The 20633-nt window shown below is 68.3% G+C and carries 15 protein-coding genes and 1 pseudogene; 5 read left to right on the top strand and 11 right to left on the bottom strand.

Translation table 11 applies throughout. The features are described from left to right. Positions 1-42 precede the first annotated feature (42 nt). Complete coding sequence (hrpA, locus tag SNAS_RS10230) at positions 43-3945, bottom strand: ATP-dependent RNA helicase HrpA (RefSeq protein ID WP_144300762.1); 3903 nt, start codon at positions 3943-3945, stop codon at positions 43-45. A 102-nt stretch (positions 3946-4047) separates the two neighbouring features. Between hrpA and SNAS_RS10225 the strand changes: the two genes are divergently transcribed. Further along, on the top strand, positions 4048-4713 hold the full coding sequence (locus SNAS_RS10225; RefSeq protein ID WP_052304967.1) for an alpha/beta fold hydrolase: 666 nt from the start codon (positions 4048-4050) through the stop codon (positions 4711-4713). A 9-nt stretch (positions 4714-4722) separates the two neighbouring features. On the opposite strand, the gene SNAS_RS10220 is transcribed toward SNAS_RS10225, so the two are convergent. Continuing rightward, entirely contained in the window at positions 4723-5817 is a 1095-nt protein-coding gene (locus SNAS_RS10220) for an agmatine deiminase family protein (RefSeq protein WP_013017337.1), read from the bottom strand. A 99-nt stretch (positions 5818-5916) separates the two neighbouring features. On the opposite strand from SNAS_RS10220, the gene SNAS_RS10215 reads away from it, so the two are divergent. Then, on the top strand, positions 5917-7344 hold the full coding sequence (locus tag SNAS_RS10215; RefSeq protein WP_013017336.1) for a WGR domain-containing protein: 1428 nt from the start codon (positions 5917-5919) through the stop codon (positions 7342-7344). Between the two features lie 69 nt (positions 7345-7413). Continuing rightward, on the top strand, positions 7414-8343 hold the full coding sequence (locus SNAS_RS10210; protein WP_013017335.1) for a M20/M25/M40 family metallo-hydrolase: 930 nt from the start codon (positions 7414-7416) through the stop codon (positions 8341-8343). 46 nt (positions 8344-8389) lie between these two features. On the opposite strand, the gene SNAS_RS10205 is transcribed toward SNAS_RS10210, so the two are convergent. The 5 genes from SNAS_RS10205 to SNAS_RS35710 all read right to left on the bottom strand — a co-directional run bounded on the left by SNAS_RS10205 (position 8390) and on the right by SNAS_RS35710 (position 16283). Further along, positions 8390-10360, bottom strand: a complete 1971-nt coding sequence (locus SNAS_RS10205; protein WP_013017334.1) for an elongation factor G — start codon at positions 10358-10360, stop codon at positions 8390-8392. Between the two features lie 146 nt (positions 10361-10506). Further along, positions 10507-11145, bottom strand: a complete 639-nt coding sequence (locus SNAS_RS10200) for a response regulator transcription factor (protein WP_013017333.1) — start codon at positions 11143-11145, stop codon at positions 10507-10509. Positions 11146-11288: 143 nt separating this feature from the next. After that, the gene (locus tag SNAS_RS10195) at positions 11289-12899 is read right to left on the bottom strand and encodes a phospholipase D-like domain-containing protein (RefSeq protein ID WP_013017332.1); all 1611 of its coding nucleotides are present in this window, start codon (positions 12897-12899) and stop codon (positions 11289-11291) included. Continuing rightward, complete coding sequence (locus tag SNAS_RS10190; RefSeq protein WP_013017331.1) at positions 12899-15547, bottom strand: hypothetical protein; 2649 nt, start codon at positions 15545-15547, stop codon at positions 12899-12901. Before SNAS_RS10190 ends, SNAS_RS10195 begins: the two co-directional genes overlap by 1 nt. A 358-nt stretch (positions 15548-15905) precedes the next feature. Then, positions 15906-16283 (bottom strand): hypothetical protein, encoded by a 378-nt coding sequence (locus SNAS_RS35710; RefSeq protein WP_041624735.1) that lies wholly within the window; start codon positions 16281-16283, stop codon positions 15906-15908. A 13-nt stretch (positions 16284-16296) separates the two neighbouring features. Between SNAS_RS35710 and SNAS_RS37560 the strand changes: the two are divergent. Continuing rightward, positions 16297-16710, top strand: a pseudogene (locus tag SNAS_RS37560) (helix-turn-helix transcriptional regulator); the annotation flags it as partial. A 30-nt stretch (positions 16711-16740) separates the two neighbouring features. Here SNAS_RS37560 and SNAS_RS10180 read toward each other — a convergent pair. Genes SNAS_RS10180 through SNAS_RS10170 form a run of 3 tightly spaced genes read right to left on the bottom strand, consistent with a single transcriptional unit; the run spans position 16741 to position 18958 of the window. Next, positions 16741-17931 (bottom strand): sensor histidine kinase, encoded by a 1191-nt coding sequence (locus tag SNAS_RS10180; RefSeq protein WP_052304966.1) that lies wholly within the window; start codon positions 17929-17931, stop codon positions 16741-16743. Positions 17932-17942: 11 nt separating this feature from the next. Then, positions 17943-18509, bottom strand: coding sequence for a class I SAM-dependent methyltransferase (locus SNAS_RS10175; protein WP_013017328.1), 567 nt, complete (start codon positions 18507-18509; stop codon positions 17943-17945). Further along, complete coding sequence (locus SNAS_RS10170; RefSeq protein ID WP_144300451.1) at positions 18506-18958, bottom strand: DUF6069 family protein; 453 nt, start codon at positions 18956-18958, stop codon at positions 18506-18508. The genes SNAS_RS10175 and SNAS_RS10170 overlap by 4 nt, the downstream gene beginning before the upstream one ends. Positions 18959-19171: 213 nt before the next feature. On the opposite strand from SNAS_RS10170, the gene SNAS_RS10165 reads away from it, so the two are divergent. Next, entirely contained in the window at positions 19172-19441 is a 270-nt protein-coding gene (locus SNAS_RS10165; RefSeq protein WP_013017326.1) for a hypothetical protein, read from the top strand. 4 nt (positions 19442-19445) lie between these two features. On the opposite strand, the gene dusB is transcribed toward SNAS_RS10165, so the two are convergent. Further along, on the bottom strand, positions 19446-20570 hold the full coding sequence (dusB, locus tag SNAS_RS10160; RefSeq protein ID WP_211207437.1) for a tRNA dihydrouridine synthase DusB: 1125 nt from the start codon (positions 20568-20570) through the stop codon (positions 19446-19448). Between the last annotated feature and the right edge of the window lie 63 nt (positions 20571-20633).

The raw sequence follows: 20633 nt of genomic DNA, 5'->3' as shown, positions 1-20633 counted from the left end.
GCTGGCCGCCGGACAGCGAGCTGCGCGGCCGCCGGCGGGCGCTCAGCGCAACGTGTTGATGGCCTTCAGGACCCGTTTGTCGCTGACCGGGTACCGGGTTCCCAGTTCCTGCGCGAAATAGCTGACCCGCAGCTCTTCGCACATCCACCGCACCTCCTGCCCCTGCGGCGAGGCCGCGGCGGCGGGCAGGCTCGCGACGAGCTCGTGATACGCCGCCTCCACCGCCTGCGCCTTGGTCATCCACGCCGCGTCCGCGTCGCCGTTCTTCGGCAGCTTCTGGACCCGCCGTTCGATGCCCTCCAGGTAGCGGACCAGGTCGTCCAGCCGCCACCAGCCCGAGGCACTGACGAAACCCTTGAACACCAACGCTTCGCGCTGCCGCTTCATGTCGGACAGCGAGGCCAGGTGAGCGAAGGCGAAGTTGCCCGACAGCAGCTTGTCGACCCGTCGGGCCGTGGTGAGGATCTTCGCGACCGTCGTGACGGCGGCGATCGTCGTGTCGGCCAGCTCGGCGCGCACCGCGTCGCGAAGGCCCTCGAACGCGGCCTCGTCCCACACCGGGCCACCCGCGTCGATCATGAGCTTGTCCACACAGGTGTTGACGCAGTCGTCCAGCAGCGCCGGGACATCGGCGTACGGGTTGGCACTCAACGCGAGTTTCGTCTGACTGGACAGTCCCGCCAGCACCCGTTTCATCGGCGAGGCGATGGTCAGCCGCAGCAGTCGCCGGGTGCCGTGCCACATGGCCAGCTGCTGCGCGCCCTCGCTGTCGTGCAAGCGGATCGCGACACTCTTGCCTTCGTCCACAAGGGCGGGGAAGGCCTTGACGGCGTAGCCGCGCCGCTGCTGTTCCTGCACCCGGGGCAACTCGCCGAAGTCCCAGGACGTGATGCCGGACCGTTCGATGCCGGGCACCGACTCGGCGAGCACCTCCTTGGCCTTGGGTTCCAGGCTCTTGCGCAGCGCGGGCAGGTCCTTGCCCTCGGCCAGCTTCTTGCCGTCGTCGTCGGTGACGCGGAAGGTCGGCAGCAGGTAACCGGGCACCCGCGAGTAGTCCCACGCGTGGTTGGGGATGGTCACGGTTCGCATGGCGTGCAACTGAACCGCCAGCGCCTCGGTGAAGGTGCCGCCGCCCTCGGGGGTCATGGTGTGCAGGGCCGCGCGGGCGTGGTCGGGGGCGGGCGAGAAATGACGGCGCAGCGCCTTGGGCAGCGACTTGATCAGCGCGGTGGCCAGTTCCTCGCGCAGTCCCGGAACCTGCCAGGTGAACACGTCCGGGTCCAGGCGGCCCAGTACCGGCAGCGGAATGTGGACGGTGAGGCCGTCGGCGGCGGTGCCCGGCTCGAACTGGTAGGTCAGCGGGAGGCTGACGCCCTCGGTGTCCCAGACGTCGGGGTAGTCGACGACGTTGACGGCCTCGGCCTCGTCGTTGATGAGCATCGACTCTTCGAAGTCGAGCAGGTCGGGCTGCTCACGGCGGGTCTTCTTCCACCAGCTGTCGAAATGCCTGCCCGACACCACGTCGGCGGGGATACGGCGGTCGTAGAAGTCGAACAGGGTCTCCTCGTCGACGAGGATGTCGCGCCGCCGGGCCCGGTTCTCCAGGTCCTCAACACTGTCCAAAAGCGCCCGGTTGGCGGCGAAGAACTTGTGGTGGGTGTCCCAGTCGCCCTCGACCAGCGCGCCCCGGATGAACAGTTCCCGGGAGATCTCCGGGTCGATGCGTCCGAAGTTGACCTTGCGGGCGGTCACGATCGGCACGCCGTACAGGGTCACCTTCTCCATGGCCATGACCGCGGCGGCCTTCTTCTCCCAGTGGGGTTCGGAGTAGTCGCGTTTGACGAGGTGGCCGGCCAGCGGTTCGATCCACTCGGGTTCGATCTTGCCGTTGACCCGGGCCCACAGCTTGGAGGTCTCGACGAGCTCGGCGCTCATGATCCACTTGGGCTGCTTCTTGAACAGGTACGAGCCGGGGAAGATCGAGAACCGCGCGCCCCTGGCGCCCAGGTAGTCGCGGGTCTCGGGGTCCTTGAGTCCGATGTGGGACAGCAGCCCCGACAGCAGCGCGACGTGCACCCGCTGCGGGTCGACCTCGTTGGTCGCGGCGTTCATCGTCAGGCCGAGGTTCTTCAGCGTCTGCCGCAGCTGCCCGTAGATGTCCTGCCATTCCCGGATCCGCATGAAGTGCAGGAACTCGGACTTGCACATACGACGAAACGCGCTCGATGAGCGCGCTTTCTGTTCGTCCTTGAGGTAGTTCCAGAGATTGAGGTAGGCCAGGAAGTCCGAGGTCGGATCGGCGAAGCGGGAGTGCTTGGCGTCGGCGGCCTGCTGGTTGTCGGCCGGACGCTCACGCGGGTCCTGAATCGACAGACCGGCGGCGATGACCATGACCTCGTGCAGGCAGCCGTCCTGGTGCGCCTGCAACACCATCCGGCCCAGCCGGGGGTCCACCGGCAACTGCGACAGCTGGCGGCCGCGTTTGGTGAGCCGCTTACGCGGATCCGAAACGGTGTCGTCGATGGCGCCCAGTTCGGTCAGCAGCAGCACGCCGTCGCGGATGTTGCGGCGGTCGGGCGGGTCGATGAACGGGAACTCCTCGATCTTGCCCAGCCCGGCGGCGGTCATCTGGAGGATCACCGAGGCCAGGTTGGTGCGCAGGATCTCGGCGTCGGTGAACTCCGGCCGGGCCTCGAAGTCCGCTTCGGAGTACAGCCGGATGCAGACGCCGTCGCTGGTGCGACCGCAGCGGCCCTTGCGCTGGTTGGCGCTGGCCTGCGAGATCGGTTCGATCGGCAGCCGCTGCACCTTGGTGCGGTGCGAGTACCGCGAGATGCGGGCGGTGCCGGGATCGATGACGTACTTGATGCCCGGGACGGTCAGCGAGGTCTCGGCGACGTTGGTGGCCAACACGATGCGGCGTCCGGTGTGTCGCTGGAACACCCGGTGCTGCTCGGCCGAGGACAGCCGCGCGTACAGCGGCAGGATCTCGGTGTGCCGGAACTTCTCCTTGGACAGCGCCTCGGCGGTGTCGCGGATCTCGCGTTCCCCGGACAGGAACACCAGGATGTCGCCGGGGCCCTCGGCCATCAGTTCTCGGGAGGCGTCCACGATGGCCTCGATCTGGTCGCGGACGTCGTCGGCCTCCTCGTCGGTGTCGTCCACAAGGGGCCGGTACCGGACCTCGACGGGGTAGGTGCGGCCCGAGACCTCCACGATCGGCGCGTCCCCGAAATGCTTCGAGAACCGCTCGGGGTCGATGGTCGCCGAGGTGATGATGACCTTCAGGTCGGGGCGCCGGGGCAGCAGCTGTTTGAGATAGCCCAGCAGGAAGTCGATGTTGAGGCTGCGCTCGTGTGCCTCGTCGATGATGAGGGTGTCGTAGCGGCGCAGGAACCGGTCGTGCTGGATCTCGGCCAGCAGGATCCCGTCGGTCATCACCTTGACGAAGGTGTTCTCACCGACCTTGTCGGTGAAGCGGATCTTCCAGCCCACCGCCTCCCCCAGCGGCGAGTCCAGCTCCTCGGCGATCCGCTCGGCCACGGTGCGGGCGGCGATGCGGCGCGGCTGCGTGTGCCCGATCATGCCCTGGACGCCGCGCCCCAGCTCCAGGCAGATCTTCGGCAGCTGGGTGGTCTTGCCCGAACCGGTCTCACCGGCGACGATCACGACCTGGTGGTCGCGGATCGCGGCGGCGATGTCGTCCTTCTTCTGCGAGACCGGCAGCTCGGCCGGGTAGCCGATGCGCGGCAGCTTGGCGCGGCGCTGCTCCACCCGGGTCTCGGCGGCGTCCAGCTCGGCGGCGATTTTCGCCAGTAGCGAACTCTGGTCGGGGCTCTTCTTGACCGAGTCGAGCCGGCGCAGGAACCGCCCCTGGTCACGCAACAGCAGCCCACGCACCCTGGTGCGCAGGCTGGAGACCGAAATGTTCGCCGCAGTAGCCATACCGAGGCGCCAGAATACGCGGCCCCGGGCGGCTTGGCCCAGTCGTTTTCGCATCAAGACCGCGCTAGGTTCACCGATATGCGGCAACAATCCACTGTGAATGTGAACGGGCTCACGCTGACCTTCCAGGCCGACGGCCCCATCGGGGCTCCGGTCGTGCTGCTGGTGCACGGGCACGGCGGCTCCGGCGCCGACTGGGACGTCGTCATGGACGACCTGAAGGCCGACCACCGTGTCTACGCGCCGACGCTGCGCGGACACGAGGGCAGCGACTGGCCCGGCGAGTACTCCTTCGAGCTGTATGGCTCCGACATCGAGCGGTTCGTCGAGACGCTGGGGCTGTCACAGGTGACGCTGGTCGGGCATTCGATGGGCGGGATCGCCGCGGCGCTGCTGGCCCAGCGGCGCCCGACGTGGCTGACGCGGCTGGTGCTGGAGGAGGCCCCGATACCGACGCCCGGCTGGATGCGGCGCGAGGTCATCCCCCGTCCCGACGAGGCGACCAACGACTGGAACCACACCGAGGCGGTCGTGCGCGACTTCATCAACGCGGCGGATCCACAATCATGGGACCGGTTGGCGGACATCGCGGTGCCGACCCTGGTGATCGGCGGCGGCGCGGATTCGGGCTTCCCGCAACACAACGTGGTCGGGGTGGCCGAACAGGTCCCCGACGGCCGCGCCGCGACCATCGAGGTGGGTCACCTGGTGCACGACGCCGCGCCCGAGAAGTTCCTCAAGGTGCTGCGGGACTTCATCGACGGCTGACAGCTTCGGCTACGCCGACTTCGGCAGCTGCTGGGTGGCACAGTGGATACCGCCGCCGCCCTCGCCGAGGCCGTCGACGGACACCTGCACGACCTCACGGCCCGGATACAGATCGGCCACGATGGACTTGGCGTCGGCGTCGGCACGCTTGTCACCGAAGCGGGGAATCACGACGCCGTCGTTGACCACGTAGTAGTTGACGTAGCTGGCCAGGAAGTTCTCGCCCCGGTCACCGATGTCGAACGGTTCGGGCAGCTCGACGATCTCCAGCCGCTTCCCCCGCGCGTCGACGGCCTCGTCCAGCACCGCGCGAGCCTGGTCGTAGGCGCGGGTCCACACGTCCTCGGGAGCCTCCTCGTCGGGAACGCTCATGACGACGACCCCGGGTTCGCTGAACCGCGCCAGCGCGTCGATGTGGTAGTCGGTGATGTCCTCGCCCTTGACGCCCTTCACCCAGATCACCGTGGTGACACCGAACAGCCGCTTCAGCGCCGCCTCGATGTCGTCGCGGGACTTGCCGGGGTTGCGGTTGTCGTTGACCAGTGAGCTCTCGGTGGCCAGCAGGGTGCCCTTGCCGTCGACCTCTATGGAGCCGCCCTCGCCGACGATCGGCGCCTTGATCCGTTCGATGTCGGCCTCGGCGAGGATCTCGCGGGCGACCTCGCGGTCCCGTTTGTTGGACTGTTTGTCGCCCCAGCCGTTGAAGTTGAGGTCCACCCCGGCGATGCCCCCCTTACCGAGGACGAGGTTCGGTCCGGTGTCGCGGGTCCACAGGTCGTCGACCGGGATCGGAATGACATCCACTTCGGATCCGCAGGCCTTGCTCGCGGCTTTGACGTCCGATGCGTTGGCCAGCAACACCACCGGCTCGAACTCGGCGATCGCCCGGGCGATGCCCGCGATGTCGTCGCGCACGTCGTCGATGTACGGCCCCCAGATCTTCTCGGTGGGCCAGGACATGTAGGTCAGCTCGTGCGGGTGGGCCTCGTCGGGCATGCGCCACTTCTCGGTGGGACCGCCGTCGTCGCCTCCGCAGCCGCTCAACGCGCCACCCGCCGCGGCCGCCATCGCCGCGCGCAGTCCGTCCCGCCTGGACATTCGCATCTTCCCGCCTCCCGTTCGACGGTCCGACACTAGCGGTTTTGTCACAGGTCAGCCATAAACTTTCGGTATCCCCCAGGAACGACGGAAGGCTGGAACTCCGTGACCGAAGAACACACCTACCTTGAGCTGTCCGAGGACAACGGCACCGCCCACAAGTACTACGAGGTGACGATCTCCGGCACCACGGTGACCATCTCCTATGGACGCATCGGCACCGCCGGACAGGAACGGGTCTCCACCTTCCCCACCCTGGAGAAGGCCAGGGCCGCCGCCGAGAAGAAGCTCAACGAGAAGCTGCGCAAGGGTTACGCCCCCGCGCAGCGCGGTGTGCGGCAGGCGCGGCCGGTCAGCCGCCGCACCATCGTGTCGTCCCGTTCCACCGCCAAGCAGGCGCCGGTGCTGTGGCGGTTCGACAGTGGAGCCGCCGCCTTCGGCATCTACGTCGACGACGACCGCTGCATGGTCGGCAACCAGCGCGGCGACATCTTCAAGGTGACGCACTCCGGCGAGGTCGTCGGCCACTTCAGCCTGCCCGACGGCGTGAAATGCCTTGTCGCCGACGACTTCTGGCTGTACGCCGGCTGTGACGACGGCCGGGTGTACGACCTGTCCGGCAAGATTCCCCGGGTCGCCTACGAGATCTCCGCCGATGTGGACATCTTCTGGCTGGACGTGGACGACGCGACGCTGGGCGTGTCCGACCGCAACGGCCGCATCACCGCCATCGACCACGAGGACGAGTTCCAGTGGGCCCGCGACGTCACCGGCAACGACGCCTGGATGGTGCGCTGCGACGCCGACGCCGTCTACCACGGCCACTCCCGCGGGGTGGCCCGCTACGACACCGGCGACGGCACCCCGCGCTGGGAGTCCAACGTCAACGGCAACGTCCTGTTCGGATGGCAGGAACGCGACAGCGTCTACGCCGGAACCGGTCGTGGCGAGGTGTACCGGCTGGCCAAAGCGGACGGAGCGGTCGAGGCCCGCTACCGCTGCGACAGCGCCGTGTACTCCTGCGCCACCTCGCCGCAGGGCCGGTTCGTGTTCGCCGGGGACGACGAATCGTCCATCTACTGCTTCGACGAGAACGGCGAACGGCTGTGGAAGCTGGGTACCGGCTGCGGTTCGGCGTTCTCGATGCAGTTCCACGGTGACCGGCTGTACATCGTCACCACCAGCGGCGCACTGGCCTGTCTGGACGCCAGCCCGGCCGCGATCGAGGCCGCGCAGGCGGGCCAGCTGCCCACCGCCACCACCGTGAAGGCGCCGCCGACCCTCGCGGCCGTCGCGCCCAGCGTCGAGCTGGAGACGGTCACCTACGACGGCGACGGCGTGATCGTCGAGTGCTTCCGGGACGGTGCGAAGCTGCGGGTGCGTGCCGTCAGCGACGGTTTCGAGGCCAGCTGGAACGTCCAGTTCCCCAAGGACATCCGCCAGCCCGGCGCCCGCTACGTGGTCGACGGGCTGCGGGCATCCGAACGCGGTGGCTTCTACCGCTCCTACGGCGAGATCCGCAGGCTGCGTTGAGACTCCGTGCGGGATCGGTGGCTGCCAGCCGATCCCGCACGGCTCACGGCGGCGGTAGGATCTCGTCGGATGAGAGCCTCCCGCTTCCCGCTCGTCGCCGTACTCGCCGTCGGGTTCGTCGCCGCGTGTTCCACGGCCGAGCCGAGGCCCGAGGGGCCGCCCGACATCGACGTGAAGCGGGTCGCCGAGCACCTTGAGCGGTTCGACGACATCGCCGAATACAACGACGGCAACCGCGCGGCGGGTACCTCCGGGTACGCGGAATCGGCCGAGTACCTCGCCACCGAGTTGGAGGAGGCGGGGTTCGACGTCGAACGGCAGGCGTGCGAGGACTGCACCGACCCGGAGGACGTCAACGTCATCGCCGAGTGGGGATCAAAAGCCAAGGGCGACACGGTCATGTTCGGCGCGCACCTGGACAGCGTCGCGGAGGGCCCCGGCATCAACGACAACGGTTCGGGGTCGGCGGTGCTGCTGGAGGTGGCGCTGCGGCTCGCCGACACCGATCCGGACATGTCGGCGCCGGTGCGGTTCGCGTGGTGGGCCGAGGAGGAGGCGGGCATGATCGGCTCCGCCTACTATGTGGACAACACTTACACCACGGATCTGGCGGTGTACTACAACCTGGACATGGTGGCCTCGACCAACACCGGCTACTTCGTGACCCATATGGACACCAAGTACGGCAAGGCGTACGCCGACTACCTGGACTCGGTGGGAGTCAAAGCCGAGGCGGCCGAAGCCAACTGCGACTGCTCCGACGACCAACCCTTCGCCGACGATGACGTGTCCACGGTGTACGTTAACACCGGCGACGAGGTCGAGATGACCTCCGCGCAGGCCAAACGCTGGGACGGCGAGGCTGGCGAGGTGTTCGACCCCTGCTACCACGCTGCCTGCGACGAGTATCCCGACAACATCGACACCGACGCGCTCAACCACAATGCCGACGCCACCGCGCACGTGCTGTGGGCCTTCGCGGCCACGGCGAAGCCGTGAGCCGCCGAGCCGGGCCGGTACCACGGCTCGGCAGCTCCAGCTGTCATCAGCGGTTGTTGAGGTACCGCAGGTAGCCGTGGACGTCCAAGGGATCGCCGTCCACGCGCTCCCGGGTCGGCGGGTTCCCGGTCACCGGCCGATATCCGTCGAGAGTGGAGGCGAACACGCCCCGGCCGTGAGTCAGCTCCGGCAACCGCAGCTCCAGCTCCCGCACCGCCGCCGTGGGCAGCGTCCCGACCAGCCGGTACCCGAACGGTTTCGGAATCTGTTCGGCCACAGCGGCTCCCGCCTTGGCCAGCGCCGTCAGCACCCCGGCCACCACGTCCTCGGGAACGTCCAGCTCGAACCGCTCGACCGGTTCGCACACCACGGTGCCCGCCTCGGCCAGGGCCCGCATCAGCACGATCGGCGTCAGCTTGCGGAACTCGCTCGGAGTGCTCACCGGCGGCGCGTAACCGGAGACGGTCATGGTGACCACGGCGTCGAGCACCGGCCAGCCATACAGACCCTGGCCCAGGGTCGCTCGCGTCTGCTCCTCGACGGCGTTGTGCATGGCCGACAACAGGCTCCCGCGTTCGACCTCCAGCCGATAGGTGATGCCGCTGCCGGGTTCGGCGGGTTCGACGCGCAGACCGATGGTCGCGTAGAAATGAGTGGCGGCGTCGGGGCCCATGACCTCCACGGCCTCCCCGACACCGGTGACCCGTTCGATGTGGAGCGTCCTGGTCGCGTCGAAGTCCACCGCGACACCGAACTCCTCGGCGAGGGTCGCGGCGATGACCTCCTTCTGCACCTCGCCGTACAGGTTGATCGTGATGTCGCGGCCGGTCTCGTCGAAATGCGGCTCCACCAACGGATCCCGCTCGGCCAGGTCACGCAGCGCCGACTGCAACGCCAGCCGATCCCGCGCGGCCACCGGGACCACGACGGTCTCCAGCGTCGGCCGCGCGAACAGGCTCGGCAGTGGACGGTGGTCCGGGGTCCCGATCGTGTCGCCGATGCGGACGTCGGTGAGGCCCCACACCTTCGCGATACTGCCGCTGCCCGCCTCGCCGGGGCTGGTGCGGTTACCCCGGTCGAAAACCCGCACCGCGGTGAGCTTCTGCGTCGGTGCGTCCGCATCGTCGGACGCGTGCGGCCGGTGGACGGGCTGCCGAGTGCGGGCCCGCAGCACGCCCGACCGCATGCGCACGTACGCGATCTTCTCGCCGCCCGCGCCACGCTCCACCTTGAACACCTGTCCGTGCGGTTCGCCGTCCACGGGATCGACCGCGGGCAGGTAGCCGCGGATGCCCTCGGCCAACGCCTCCACACCCGTCCCGGTCACCGCCGATCCGAAGTAGACCGGACACACCAGTCGCCGCCGGACCTGTTCGCGCAGCTCGGTCTCGACGGTCTCGGCGTCCAGCTTCGTATCCGCCGCCAGCCACGCCGCGAGGAAATCGTCGTCCCCGTCGGCCAGCACCTCGGCGGCCTCGGCGGCGAAGTCGACATCGGCCAGGTCCCGGGCATGAGCGATGGCGGCCCGCGACCCGAGGTCGGTCACAGTAGACATCGCCAGCACCCGCACGCCCAGCTGCCCGGAGATCTCGGCGAGCAGCCCGGCGTCGCCTGCCCCGACCCGGTCGATCTTGTTGACGAAGATCAGCGTCGGGATGCCGAGCGCCGCGATCGTGCGCATGAGCGTCCGGGTCTGGGCCTGCACGCCCTCGACGGCCGACACGACCAGGACCACGCCGTCCAGGACCCGCAGCGCACGCTCCACCTCGGCGATGAAGTCGGAGTGCCCGGGAGTGTCGATCAGGTTGACCGTCAGTCCGGGCAGCGGGAAGGTGACGACCGCGGACTGGATCGTGATGCCGCGTCGTCGTTCCAGTTCGTTGGTGTCGGTCTGGGTGTTTCCTTTGTCGACACTACCGGCGGCGGCGATGACCCCCGCGTTGAACAGCAGCCGTTCAGTCAGACTGGTCTTTCCGGCGTCGACGTGGGCGATGATGCCCAGGTTCAGTGAGCTCATTGAGTGAAGTGGTCCTGGAGGTCGGGAACAGATGGCCGAGGGTGTCGCTCATCTGTCGCCGCATCTCGGTCTCCCTCACTCGGTGGTTCCACTGGTTGGCGCGAGGATACGCGGGCCCGCCGGGCCCGGCAATCGATTTATCGTGGCTACAGCCAGCCCAGCTCGCGGGCCTTCTTCACCGCTTCGATGCGGTTGCGGGTACCCGTCTTGGAGATCGCCGAGGACAGGTAGTTGCGGACGGTGCTGTCGGACAGGTGCAGCCGCTTCGCGATGTCGGTGGCCCTCGCGCCGTCCTCGGCGGCGGCCAGCACCTCCCGCTCCCGATCGGTCAGGGGCGACTCCCCGGCCCGGATCGCCCCCGCCGCCAGGTCCGGATCGATCACGGTCTGTCCATTGACGACCGACCGGATGGCGCGGGCCAGGCCGTCCACCGGGCCGTCCTTCACCAGAAAACCGCTGGCCCCGGCGTCCAGGGCGCGGCGCAGGTAACCGGGGCGGCCAAAGGTGGTCACGATGATGACCCGGCAGTCGGGCAGTCGCTGGCGCAACAGCGCGCACGCGTCGATGCCACTCATGCCGGGCAGCTCGATGTCCAGTAGCGCGACGTCGGGGCGGACGCGCTCGGCCTCGGGGAGGATCCGGTCGCCTTCGGCGACCTCGGCGATGACCTCGATGTCGGGTTCGAGGTTGAGCAGTACGGTCAGGGCGCCGCGCATCATCGCCTGGTCCTCGGCGATGAGCACGGTGACCTTGCGCTGCGGATCGGGCGCGTTGTCGTCGGACACGTGGTCAGCCTACGTTCGCGGGGGCTGGGGCAGGGGCTCGCTGTCGCGGATCGGCCGAGGGGACTCGCCGTCCCCGGGGGCGGGCGCGCGGTCGAGCGTGCCCACCGGCCGGGCCCGCCCAGCGGCGTGCCCGGCCGGTGCTGTCACGGGTTCGGAACCTTCGCGTCGGGATCTTCGAGGTTGTCCCACAGCCAGTTCTCGAGGCTGGTGCCTTGCGACTCGATGAATGTCAACACCTCGGCGGCCTTCTTACCCGCCGCGTCCCCTTTCGCGGCTATCTCCCGCAAATCCTTGGCCAGGGCGTCGGGTCGGTCCGCCTTCTCGTACTGGTTGAACACGGCAACATTGGTGCGACCGCGTGGCCCGGTGAACTGATGGAATGGCACGGACCAGCGCGCCAGCGCCCGTCGGGGGTCCAGGTAGTGCCGTGGGGTTTCGCCGAGGTGTTTGGCGAACAGGCGGCATCGCAGTTCCTGGGCCACCGTCTTGGCGCCGAATGACGAACGGCGGTCGCCGGTGAGGTCTCCGGCGACGACCACGTTGGTCTCGGAGTTGTAGGTGTAGCCGCGACGGTCGGCGTTGGCGGAGCCGGTGATCACCAGTTCGTCGTCGAAGATCCAGGTCTTGGAATGGACGTAGGAGAATGGACGATCGGTGCGGCGGACGAGGACCTGCCAGCGTTTCTGGAGCGGATCGGCCACCAGCAGCGGTTTGAGGACGTCGCGTCGACGTCGCCAGACCTGCTCGATGTCGGCGGTATTCGGGTGCGGAACCAGGATCACGATCCGGAAGTTCTCGTCGGCGCTGGCGAGTTTCGCCGCCAATGCTTTGCCGATCCACGCGTGCACCAGGTACTGGTCTTCGAGGTAGATGTACTGCTTGGCCTCTTTGATCGCCTTTGCCACCGCGCGGCCTATCTGCTGCACCCCCTTTTCGGGATCGTAGAAGTCGTAGAAGCGCACTTCGCCGCCGTCGCTCATGTCACCGGGAGGTGATTTCTTGGCTGCCGCGAGCACGTAGTCGAGCACCTTGCCGAAGCGTTGCAGCAAGAACCGATACTGCGGCGGATTCTCGAACCTCGGGTAGGTGCAGCAGACCTGGACCAGGTCGGTGCCGGTCTTGGGGTCCTGGGGTCGGATCGGGGGCAGTGGGACGCTTCCCCCTTGCGGGTGGTCGTACCAGCGGTCGGTGAACACCTGGATCAGTTCGTTCCCGGCGTCGCCCAATACCTTGCACTGCACGTCGTGCAGGGCGTTCGAGCCGATCCGGTCGTGGTAGACGTCCATGCCGCCGCAGTAGCCGACCACCTGTCCGGGTACCTTGGCCCGCGGCCCGGAGACGACGATCTGCACCTTCTGGTGGTGGCTTCCGGCCAGCGGAGTCCGCCGGTCGAGAATCGCCGCACCATGGGAGAGCCCCGCGATGAACTTCGTCGTCTCCGTCGTGCCCGGATTACCCCTGAGCGTGTTGTCCCACAGCATGGACCGCACCAGACCACCCTGGCTGTCGAAATGCGACAGAATCTGCCGCACGGTGGTCCGGTTCCGGCCGGGGCGCAGCACCGGGTTGTCGAAGGCCCAGCCGAGGAAGTACGCGACGGCGTCCTTGCCCGCCTCGTTCACCAACCGCTCGCCGAGATCCCGGAAGAACGGTTCGCCGGTGATGAAGAACGACGCCCGGTTGTTCGCGGTGACGGGACGCATCCCGTCTCCGGTGTCGAACCACCGCCGGTAGTCCTTCGGCTCCTCGGCCATTACGCGATACCGCCGAGGTTCGAGCTCACCGCGATGTCGGTGCCCGAGGTCGGCGTGTACTCCGACCATTCGGCGATCATCGCGCCCTTGGCCCCCGGTTGCAGGACGCCGAACGGGGTCTTGGTGCCGTCGTGGGCGTGGACGAGTTTCGCGACCGTCAGCTGGTTGGGCCCGTTGACCGACAGGAGTTTCTGCGCCTCCTGGATCGCCTCGCCCTTCGCGTTGAGATTGTCGACCGAGTCGATCACGACGTCGTCCCCGGCGACGAATCCGGCCGTGGAGTCGACCTTGATGACCACCGGACCGGGACTGGGGCCGACCGCCATATTGGACGCCGCGTACGCCGCCTCCTGCAACCGCACCGAGGTGCGGTCCGGATTCGCGGGCGGAATCCCGGGATAGTTGCGGCTGTCGTAGGCGGCGATCTCGCGGGCGATGTTCAGGTAGTAGTCATCCGGCTTGTGGTTCGGGTCGGTGAAGCCGCTCTGGGCGAACCGCAGCCACTGCTCCTCGAATCCCTTGCGGACGGTCAGGATGACGCGGGCGCTGCCCGCGCGCAGGAACGCCTGCCGGGTGGAGTCCGGATGCTGGATCTGACGGACGAAGTCCCAGCTGTCCGGAGTGTCCCAGAAGTACGAGTACAGCAGGCTGACGACGTTCTCCCATTCGATGGCCTGGTTGATGAAGCGAACCGTGTTCTCGTGGTCCACAACGTCCTTGAACTCGGCTTCGGTGAGTTTCTCCTTGAGATTGTTGGCGACGAACCCGATGCCGTACTGCGCCTGAGCGTATCCCTCGTTGTCCACACTGGCGTTGTAGAACGCGGTTCCGGCCTTGTCGGACATGTACTGGTACTTCTGTCCGGCGATGAAGCGGATCACCGCCTTCATGAGCTCGTCGCTCTCCTCGCGGCGCAGCGTCAGGGTGTCGACACTGGCGAGCTGGTTCTCCAGAGCGTCGATCTGCGCGGCGATGTCCTGCTGCTGCGCGTAGTAGCGGGTCTGGGCGGCGTTGAACAGGGCGTCCCACACGTCGGTGCGCCAGCGTTCCTCCGCGTCGTCGGTGAGTTTCGTCTTGGCCCGGAACTCCAGTGTGGCCGTCACGGCGTCGGCGAAGTACATGGTGATGCTCTGGCCGCCGCGCTGGCCCTTCAGGAAGATGCCGCCGGAGCGGTCCTTCACCACGAAGGGATCGTATTGCTTGTCCTGCTCCCCCTCCCGGTGGAAGTCCGATCCGACGATGCCGATGACGAAGCCCTTGCCCTTGATCCCGGTCACGCGACCGGCCATCGTGACCGTCTCGATCTCGTAGCCGTCCGGGATCTGCATCGGCATCCGGAAGCCCCGGTTGCCCTCTCCCAGACCAGGAATCGGGTCGTTGGCCACCACCGTCGGGCCCTCGTCCGGATAGTCCGGAACCGGGGCGTCGTACTGGTCCGCCAGGTCCAGATAGGTGAACTCGGTGATGTCCGCGCGTTTGACGGGGAACTCGAACGGCTTCAGCTGCGCGCGCAGCAGTTTCAGGTCCCGGAAGGTCTTGCGCAGCGTCGCTCCCGGTTCCGGCACCGTGATGTCGTAGGTCAGGCGCAGGCCGTAGCGGTACAGCCGGACCCGCCACTTGCGCATCATGCTGAAGTAGTCGATCCGAATCGGACGGTCGTCGTAGGGGTTGCGCACCTTGCGGGTCGTGGCGACCTCGGAACCTGTCACCGTGGACGTCGAGATGGTGACCTTGTGCTCCTGTTGCGAGCGAGTGGAAGCTTTCTGTGTCAAGGTCTTGGCGTGTTTGCGGCTGTCGGTGGCCGACTGCGAGCTCTGGTCCTGCATGGTGAAGCCGCTGGACGCGGAGCCCGAGATCACCGGGATGCCGCCGGAGACGGTACCGGTGACGTTGAACTGATTCTGGTGTTGTGTCTGCGAGCTCGTCGACTGCGCGAGTTCGGTGTTGTCGGTGACGCCGGTTTCGCTGTACTCCTCCAGCGAATCGGTCACGATGGAGGTGAACTCCTTGCTCTGGACCGACCATTCCTTCTGAACGACAGCGGTCTCCTCCAACGGCGCCAACGGAACCGTGGCGATGAGTTCGCCGCGTTCGATCCCGGCCGGTGCCATCTCCAGTCGCTCCAGGTTGAGCATGCCCAGCGGGCCCTGCGCGGTGTTGAGGGCGAGGGCCTGGGTCGCGGTGGCGGCCCGACCCCACGCGTCGTTCGCGGTCTCCACCGCGCCGGTCGCGGCGGATTCGGCGCGTTCGCGCCGCAGGCCCATGGTCGCCTCGCCAAGCGATCGCAACGCGGACACCGACAGCGCGGCGAGGTCACTCGGCTTCGGCTCGGCGGCCCGGCCTCGCGATTCGGTGCCGAGTCGCACCGCGTGGTCCAGCGCCGGTTCGTCGAGATCCGGGCGGGTGTCGCGAAGCGTGTCGGCCTCGGCGGCACTCAGGCCGAGCTGCCGCAGGAAGCCGAACTTCACGGGTGCCCGGCCGGGCTCGTCGGACTTCTCCTGGATGGGCACCAGCGTCGCCTTGGCGATTTCGCGGGTGGCGCTTTCCAGCACCGGAGGAGTCGGCGTGCCGCCGCCGCCGGAGGACGCGGCACCGGTTTCATGAGCGGCCGAGGCCACGTTGGACTTTTCGGATTTCTTTGACCCCACTGAGTTTTCCCCTGAGTGTGTGGCGCGTGATGATCGCCGTGGCTGTTTCCGTTGTGCTTGCCGGAGACACCAGGCAAGTCTGTATTGCCTGCGCCCCGGCTACAATCCCGAAACTTAGGGGTAGGTCAGGGGTTATTGGCTTGCTGTGCGCTATCGGGCGTGGCCATACTGTGAACATGACCACGGCGGTGGGGCCTAAAGGTTTTCTGTCAGCAGTCCACGACGCCGTCACCGTGAACGATCTTGGGGAACTGATCTCGGAACGGGTTCGGGTGGCGGCACCACATGATGGCTACATACTGACTGGGTTCGATCCCGTGACGGGGGCGGGGTGTTTCTGCTCGATCCGTCACGGCTATCACATGACGGCCATGCGTCGGCTGGAACGAGCCGACGCCCTGGACGGGGTGTCGTATCCGTTCGCCAGTTCGTTCACCGATCCCGGCCGGGTGTCGGTGCTGACCGCGGGTTTGCCCGAACCTCGGCAGCGGGTCCGGTTGCGGGAGATCACCAGCGCGGGTATCGGCAGCGAGATGCGGATCCGGCTCACCAACAGCGGGATCTCATGGGGTGGGCTGATCCTGTTGCGGGCGCGGGGAAGCAGGCCGTTCTCCCCCGACGAGGCGGCCGACGTCGACCGGCTCGCCGAGACCTTCGGCGCCACCGTGCGGCGGTTCGTGGCGGCCCGGGAGTTGAAGCCCCCCAGTCGTCCCCGGCCGGTCGGCGTGGTCGTCATCGGGGAGGACGACATGGTCAAGACCGCCACCCGCGCGGGACGGGAGTGGCTGGGGACGCTGAACCCCTGTTTCGCCGCCGACGACGCACTCCTCGGCAGTCTATTGTGGAACATCAGCTATCTCGCCCGGCACGCTCCCGAACGTGCCCTCAGTAGACTCCCGACGCCCAACGGCTGGTGCAGTCTCGTCGCCCAGACGCTGGGAACCTCCGGGGCCGAGGTCGCGGTGACGCTTCAGCCCGCGACGGCGGCGACCCTGTTGCCCGCCATCGCCGCCTGGTATGGGCTCACCCCAAGGGAAACCGCCGTCGTTTCGAAAGTCCTCAAGGGATTCACGGCCAAGCAGATCGCCCGTCGGCTGGATGTGTCCACATACACCATCAACGATCACTTCAAGTCGGTCTACCGCAAGACCCGCGTCGCCGGACGCGGAGAGCTGCTCGCCGCGCTACTGGGCTTAGCCGGGTTCGGCCCGGGCACGGAGATCTGTTGGCCCCGCGTCTGGTGCGGAGCGGTGTGGGGCCTCGACGGTGAGCGTGAAGCCTTGCCGCGTGCGAGCGGCCGTCACCTCGCCGTCGGCGGCCGCGGCCCGTTCGCGCAGGCCCCGCAGGCCGCTGCCCTCCAACGGCTCGCCACCGCTGCCGTCGTCGGTGACGGTGAGCCGGACGGTCGCCGCCTCGTCCGCGAACGCGATGCGGCAGTTGTCGGCCCCCGAGTGGCGGACCACGTTGGTGACCCCCTCGCGAACCGCCCAGCCGAACAGGGTGTCCAGTTCGGACGGCAGTGGTTCGGCGGGCGGCTCGGCCCGCAGCTTGATCCCGGCGGCGTCCAGCGCGATCTTGGCCCGGTCCAGTTCGCGGCTCAGGTCGGTGTCCCGGTAGCCGGACACCGCCTGGCGCACCTCGACCAGTGACTCGCGTCCGATGTTCTCGATGTCCCCCGCGTGTTCGGCGGCCGCGGCGGTGTCGTCGGGCAGCAGTCGGCGGATCGCCTCGGCCTTGACGACGATCACCGACAGCGTGTGGCCCAACAGGTCGTGCAGGTCGCGGGAGAACCGCAACCGCTCCCGGTCGACGGCTTCGAGGGCGAGCTGCTGCCGGGTGGCGTCCAGTTCGGCGATGACGGTCAGCAGCCGGTGGAACCCGAACGTGGCCATGCCGCACAGGAACGTGGTCAGCGCCGTCACCCACACCTGGGTCCACGGCGCGCCCTGCCACCACGGCACCACCGCGCTGACGGCGGTGAGACACAGGACGGCCAACGGCGCCCACCCCGGCGGAGCCACCGCCCCGTAGGCCAGGCCCAGCAGCGTGAACAGCACGCCCCAGTGGGCGCCGTACCAGGAGGTGGTGGCCAGCGTGAGCAGCGTCTGGGCGGCCAGCAGCGCCAGCACCGCCCGACCGGCCCAGGGCCGGTCCCGGTAGGCGACGATGACGGCCGCGACGTTGACGGCGGCGATCGCGGCCAGTCCCGACGCGGCCAGCCACAGCGGGCCGTTGCGCGGCAACGACAACACCGGATCGATCAACAGCACCGGCGTCCACATCAGAATGGCGAACGGTCCGGGCCCGTAGCCGCCCCACGCGGGCAGCGGACAGGCCGCCGCGAAGCGGCGCCGCCGCGGCGGGCACTGCTGTCGTGTCGTCACGTCCGTCTCCATCAGCTCGCCGTGAAGGCCCGGCCCGCGATGAACGGGACGGACAGCCCGAACGCGAACGGCTGCTCGAAGAGCTCCAGTTCCCGCCACGCGAAGCCGGAGCGCTCGATGGCCGCCGCGGTGTCGCGGGCCGGGTCGCAGCCGGAGTCGACGCGGCGCGACACCGGGGCCCAGCAGCGTTGCAGCCGCCGGGTCCAGGTGCCCCGTGGGGCCGCCACGTGTTCGAGGAACACGAACCTACCTCCCGGCCGCAGCACCCGCCGCACCTCGGCCAGCGCGGCGTCCTGGTCGCGCACCGAGCACAGCACGATCGTCGACACCACCGCGTCGCAGGACGCGTCCGGCAACGGGATCGCCTCGGCCGGGGCCGCCAGCACCTCGGCCCCACGGCCATGGCGGCTGGCGGCCGCGATGAGGCTGGCCCGGCGGCGGCGGTGCGGTTCCAGGCCCAGCCATCGGACACCGGACGGCAGGTAACCGAAGTTGGCGCCCCGTCCGGCCCCGATCTCCAGCACGGTTCCGGCCAGGTCGGCCAACAGCCGCCGCTTGCGGTTGGACTGCCAGCTCATCGGGTGGTCAGCTTCAGGCCGCCGGGGATGATCGCGGCGCCCACCATCAGGTGCATGGTCATCAGCACCAGCACCGTGGTCGTGGTGGTGCCGCCCAGCGGGCTGCCCAGCGACCCCGCCAGCGCGAGGATCGAGACGATCAGCCACACGATCCGCGAGTGCTTCGTCAGTCGCCGCAGCACCATCGACAGGCCCAGGCCGATCATGCCGGGCGCCATCGCACCGGCGATGACCCACGGCAGCGTGACGTGCATGGTCTGGCCGCCGCTGGCGGCGACCAGTTCGTGGCCTGCCAGCGGGTCGACGATCGTCCACAGGGCCGTCGGCAGCGACACCGCCGCCACGATGCTCAGGATCCACACACGACGGCGGTTGGCGGGCACGGGCGTCGCGGTGACGGTCTCGGTGTTCATCACGTTCTTCTCCACTTTGCTTGTTCGTTCGGACACCCCTCGAACCTACGATCGCGAGCCTGTGACCGGTAGAGATGCTTGTCGGGCCTTCAACATGACAAATTGCCCATGACGCGCTCCTGCCCGTCCAGTCACAGTGCGTAGAGACCTATTGCCCTACTTGGGTCGCGGGCCGATTCCGTAGCGTGAACACCTCGTTGGCCAAAGCGACAACCGGACGCTCACGCGTCTTAGCTAAGGAAATTCCAGATGAGCCTCAGCCATGGTCATCGCGGCACCGATGTCAGGAAATCAGCAGTCACCCACGCCGATCTGGTGACGGGTGTCCGGCGGACCCTCGCGCACCTTCCGGGCGCCGCCGACCTCGTCATCGGCCACGTTTTCTGCGGCGAGCCGTTGCCGGTCATGGCACGGCGATTGCGTATCCCACTCGCCCAGGCGCCGGGTCTGTTGCGCCAATCGCTGAAGTTGTTGCGTCCCATCATGTCCGAGACAGAATTCGCCGGACGCCGTCGCTGACGCCTCAGCCGCCGGAGTGCTCCACGTCCGCCTCGGTGGGCACGGTGCCGTCGTCGGGGTCGTCGAGCCAGCCCTCGGGCAGCTGCACCTTCGCCGGTGAGTTGGTGCGGCCCCTCGGCCGTCCCAGCACCTCGGCGGGGAACGGCTGGTCGGCGTCCAGGTGCGACAGCAGCTCCGCCAGTTCGTCGAGGCTCGACGACATGGCCAGGCTGCGGCGCAGTTCGCCGCCGACGCTGAAGCCCTTGAGGTACCAGGCGACGTGCTTGCGGAAGTCGGTGACGCCGTGCTCCTCGGCGCTGATCTTGCGGCGCTTCTCGGGCCGCAGGCTCTTGCCCTCCTCGACCGGTGCCCCGGCCGAGGAGTACCAGTCGACCAGCAGCGCGGCGTGGCGGCGCATGATCGCGGCCACCTCGCCGAGGCTGGGCATGACCCGGTGCGACGAGCCCGCGAAGGCCGCGGCCAGGTCGGCGAACAGCCACGGACGTCCCAGGCAGCCCCGGCCGACGACGACCCCGTCGCAGCCGGTCTCCTCGACCATCCGCAGCGCGTCGGTGGCCTCCCAGATGTCGCCGTTGCCCAGCACCGGGATGTCGAGGGCGCGTTTGAGTTCGGTGATCGCGTCCCAGTCGGCGGTGCCGGAGTAGCGCTGCGCGGCGGTGCGGGCGTGCAGGGCCACCCAGGCGGCGCCCGCGTCCTGGGCCACCCGTCCGGCGTCGACGAAGGTCAGCAGTTCGTCGTCGATGCCCTTGCGCATCTTGACGGTGACCGGGATGTCCCCGGCCGCCTCGACGGCCGAGCGCACGATCTGGCCGAAGAGGTTGCGCTTGTACGGGATGGCCGAGCCGCCACCCTTGCGGGTGACCTTGGGGACGCTGCAACCGAAGTTCATGTCGATGTGGTCGGCGAGGTCCTCGTCGACGATCATCTCCACGGCCTTGCGGACCGTCACCGGGTCGACGCCGTAGAGCTGGAGGCTGCGGGGCCGTTCGCCGGGACCGAAGGCGATCATGCGGGTGGTCTTGGGGTTGCGCTCCAGCAGCGCCCGGGTCATGACCATCTCGCAGGTGTAGATCCCGGCGCCCTGTTCGGCGCACAGCCGTCTGAAGGCCACGTTCGTGATCCCGGCCATGGGCGCGAGCACCACGGGCGGGTCGACGACGTGACCGCCGAGGGTCAGGGATGTGGACACCCT

The sequence above is a fragment of the Stackebrandtia nassauensis DSM 44728 genome, from assembly GCF_000024545.1.
Lineage (GTDB): Bacteria > Actinomycetota > Actinomycetes > Mycobacteriales > Micromonosporaceae > Stackebrandtia > Stackebrandtia nassauensis.
Note: the sequence above shows the minus strand (reverse complement) of the source record. Positions and strands in the feature narration are given on the sequence as shown.

Coding starts and splice junctions, on each gene's coding strand:
- SNAS_RS10220 (WP_013017337.1), bottom strand. CDS start 5,817: ATGCGAATGTCCAGGCGGGACGGACTGCGCGCGGCGATGGCGGCCGCG.
- SNAS_RS10205 (WP_013017334.1), bottom strand. CDS start 10,360: ATGAGCTCACTGAACCTGGGCATCATCGCCCACGTCGACGCCGGAAAG.
- dusB (WP_211207437.1), bottom strand. CDS start 20,570: ATGGCCGGGATCACGAACGTGGCCTTCAGACGGCTGTGCGCCGAACAG.
- hrpA (WP_144300762.1), bottom strand. CDS start 3,945: ATGGCTACTGCGGCGAACATTTCGGTCTCCAGCCTGCGCACCAGGGTG.
- SNAS_RS10195 (WP_013017332.1), bottom strand. CDS start 12,899: ATGGCCGAGGAGCCGAAGGACTACCGGCGGTGGTTCGACACCGGAGAC.
- SNAS_RS10165 (WP_013017326.1), top strand. CDS start 19,172: ATGAGCCTCAGCCATGGTCATCGCGGCACCGATGTCAGGAAATCAGCA.
- SNAS_RS10175 (WP_013017328.1), bottom strand. CDS start 18,509: ATGAGCTGGCAGTCCAACCGCAAGCGGCGGCTGTTGGCCGACCTGGCC.
- SNAS_RS35710 (WP_041624735.1), bottom strand. CDS start 16,283: ATGACGACCACGCCGACCGGCCGGGGACGACTGGGGGGCTTCAACTCC.
- SNAS_RS10210 (WP_013017335.1), top strand. CDS start 7,414: ATGAGAGCCTCCCGCTTCCCGCTCGTCGCCGTACTCGCCGTCGGGTTC.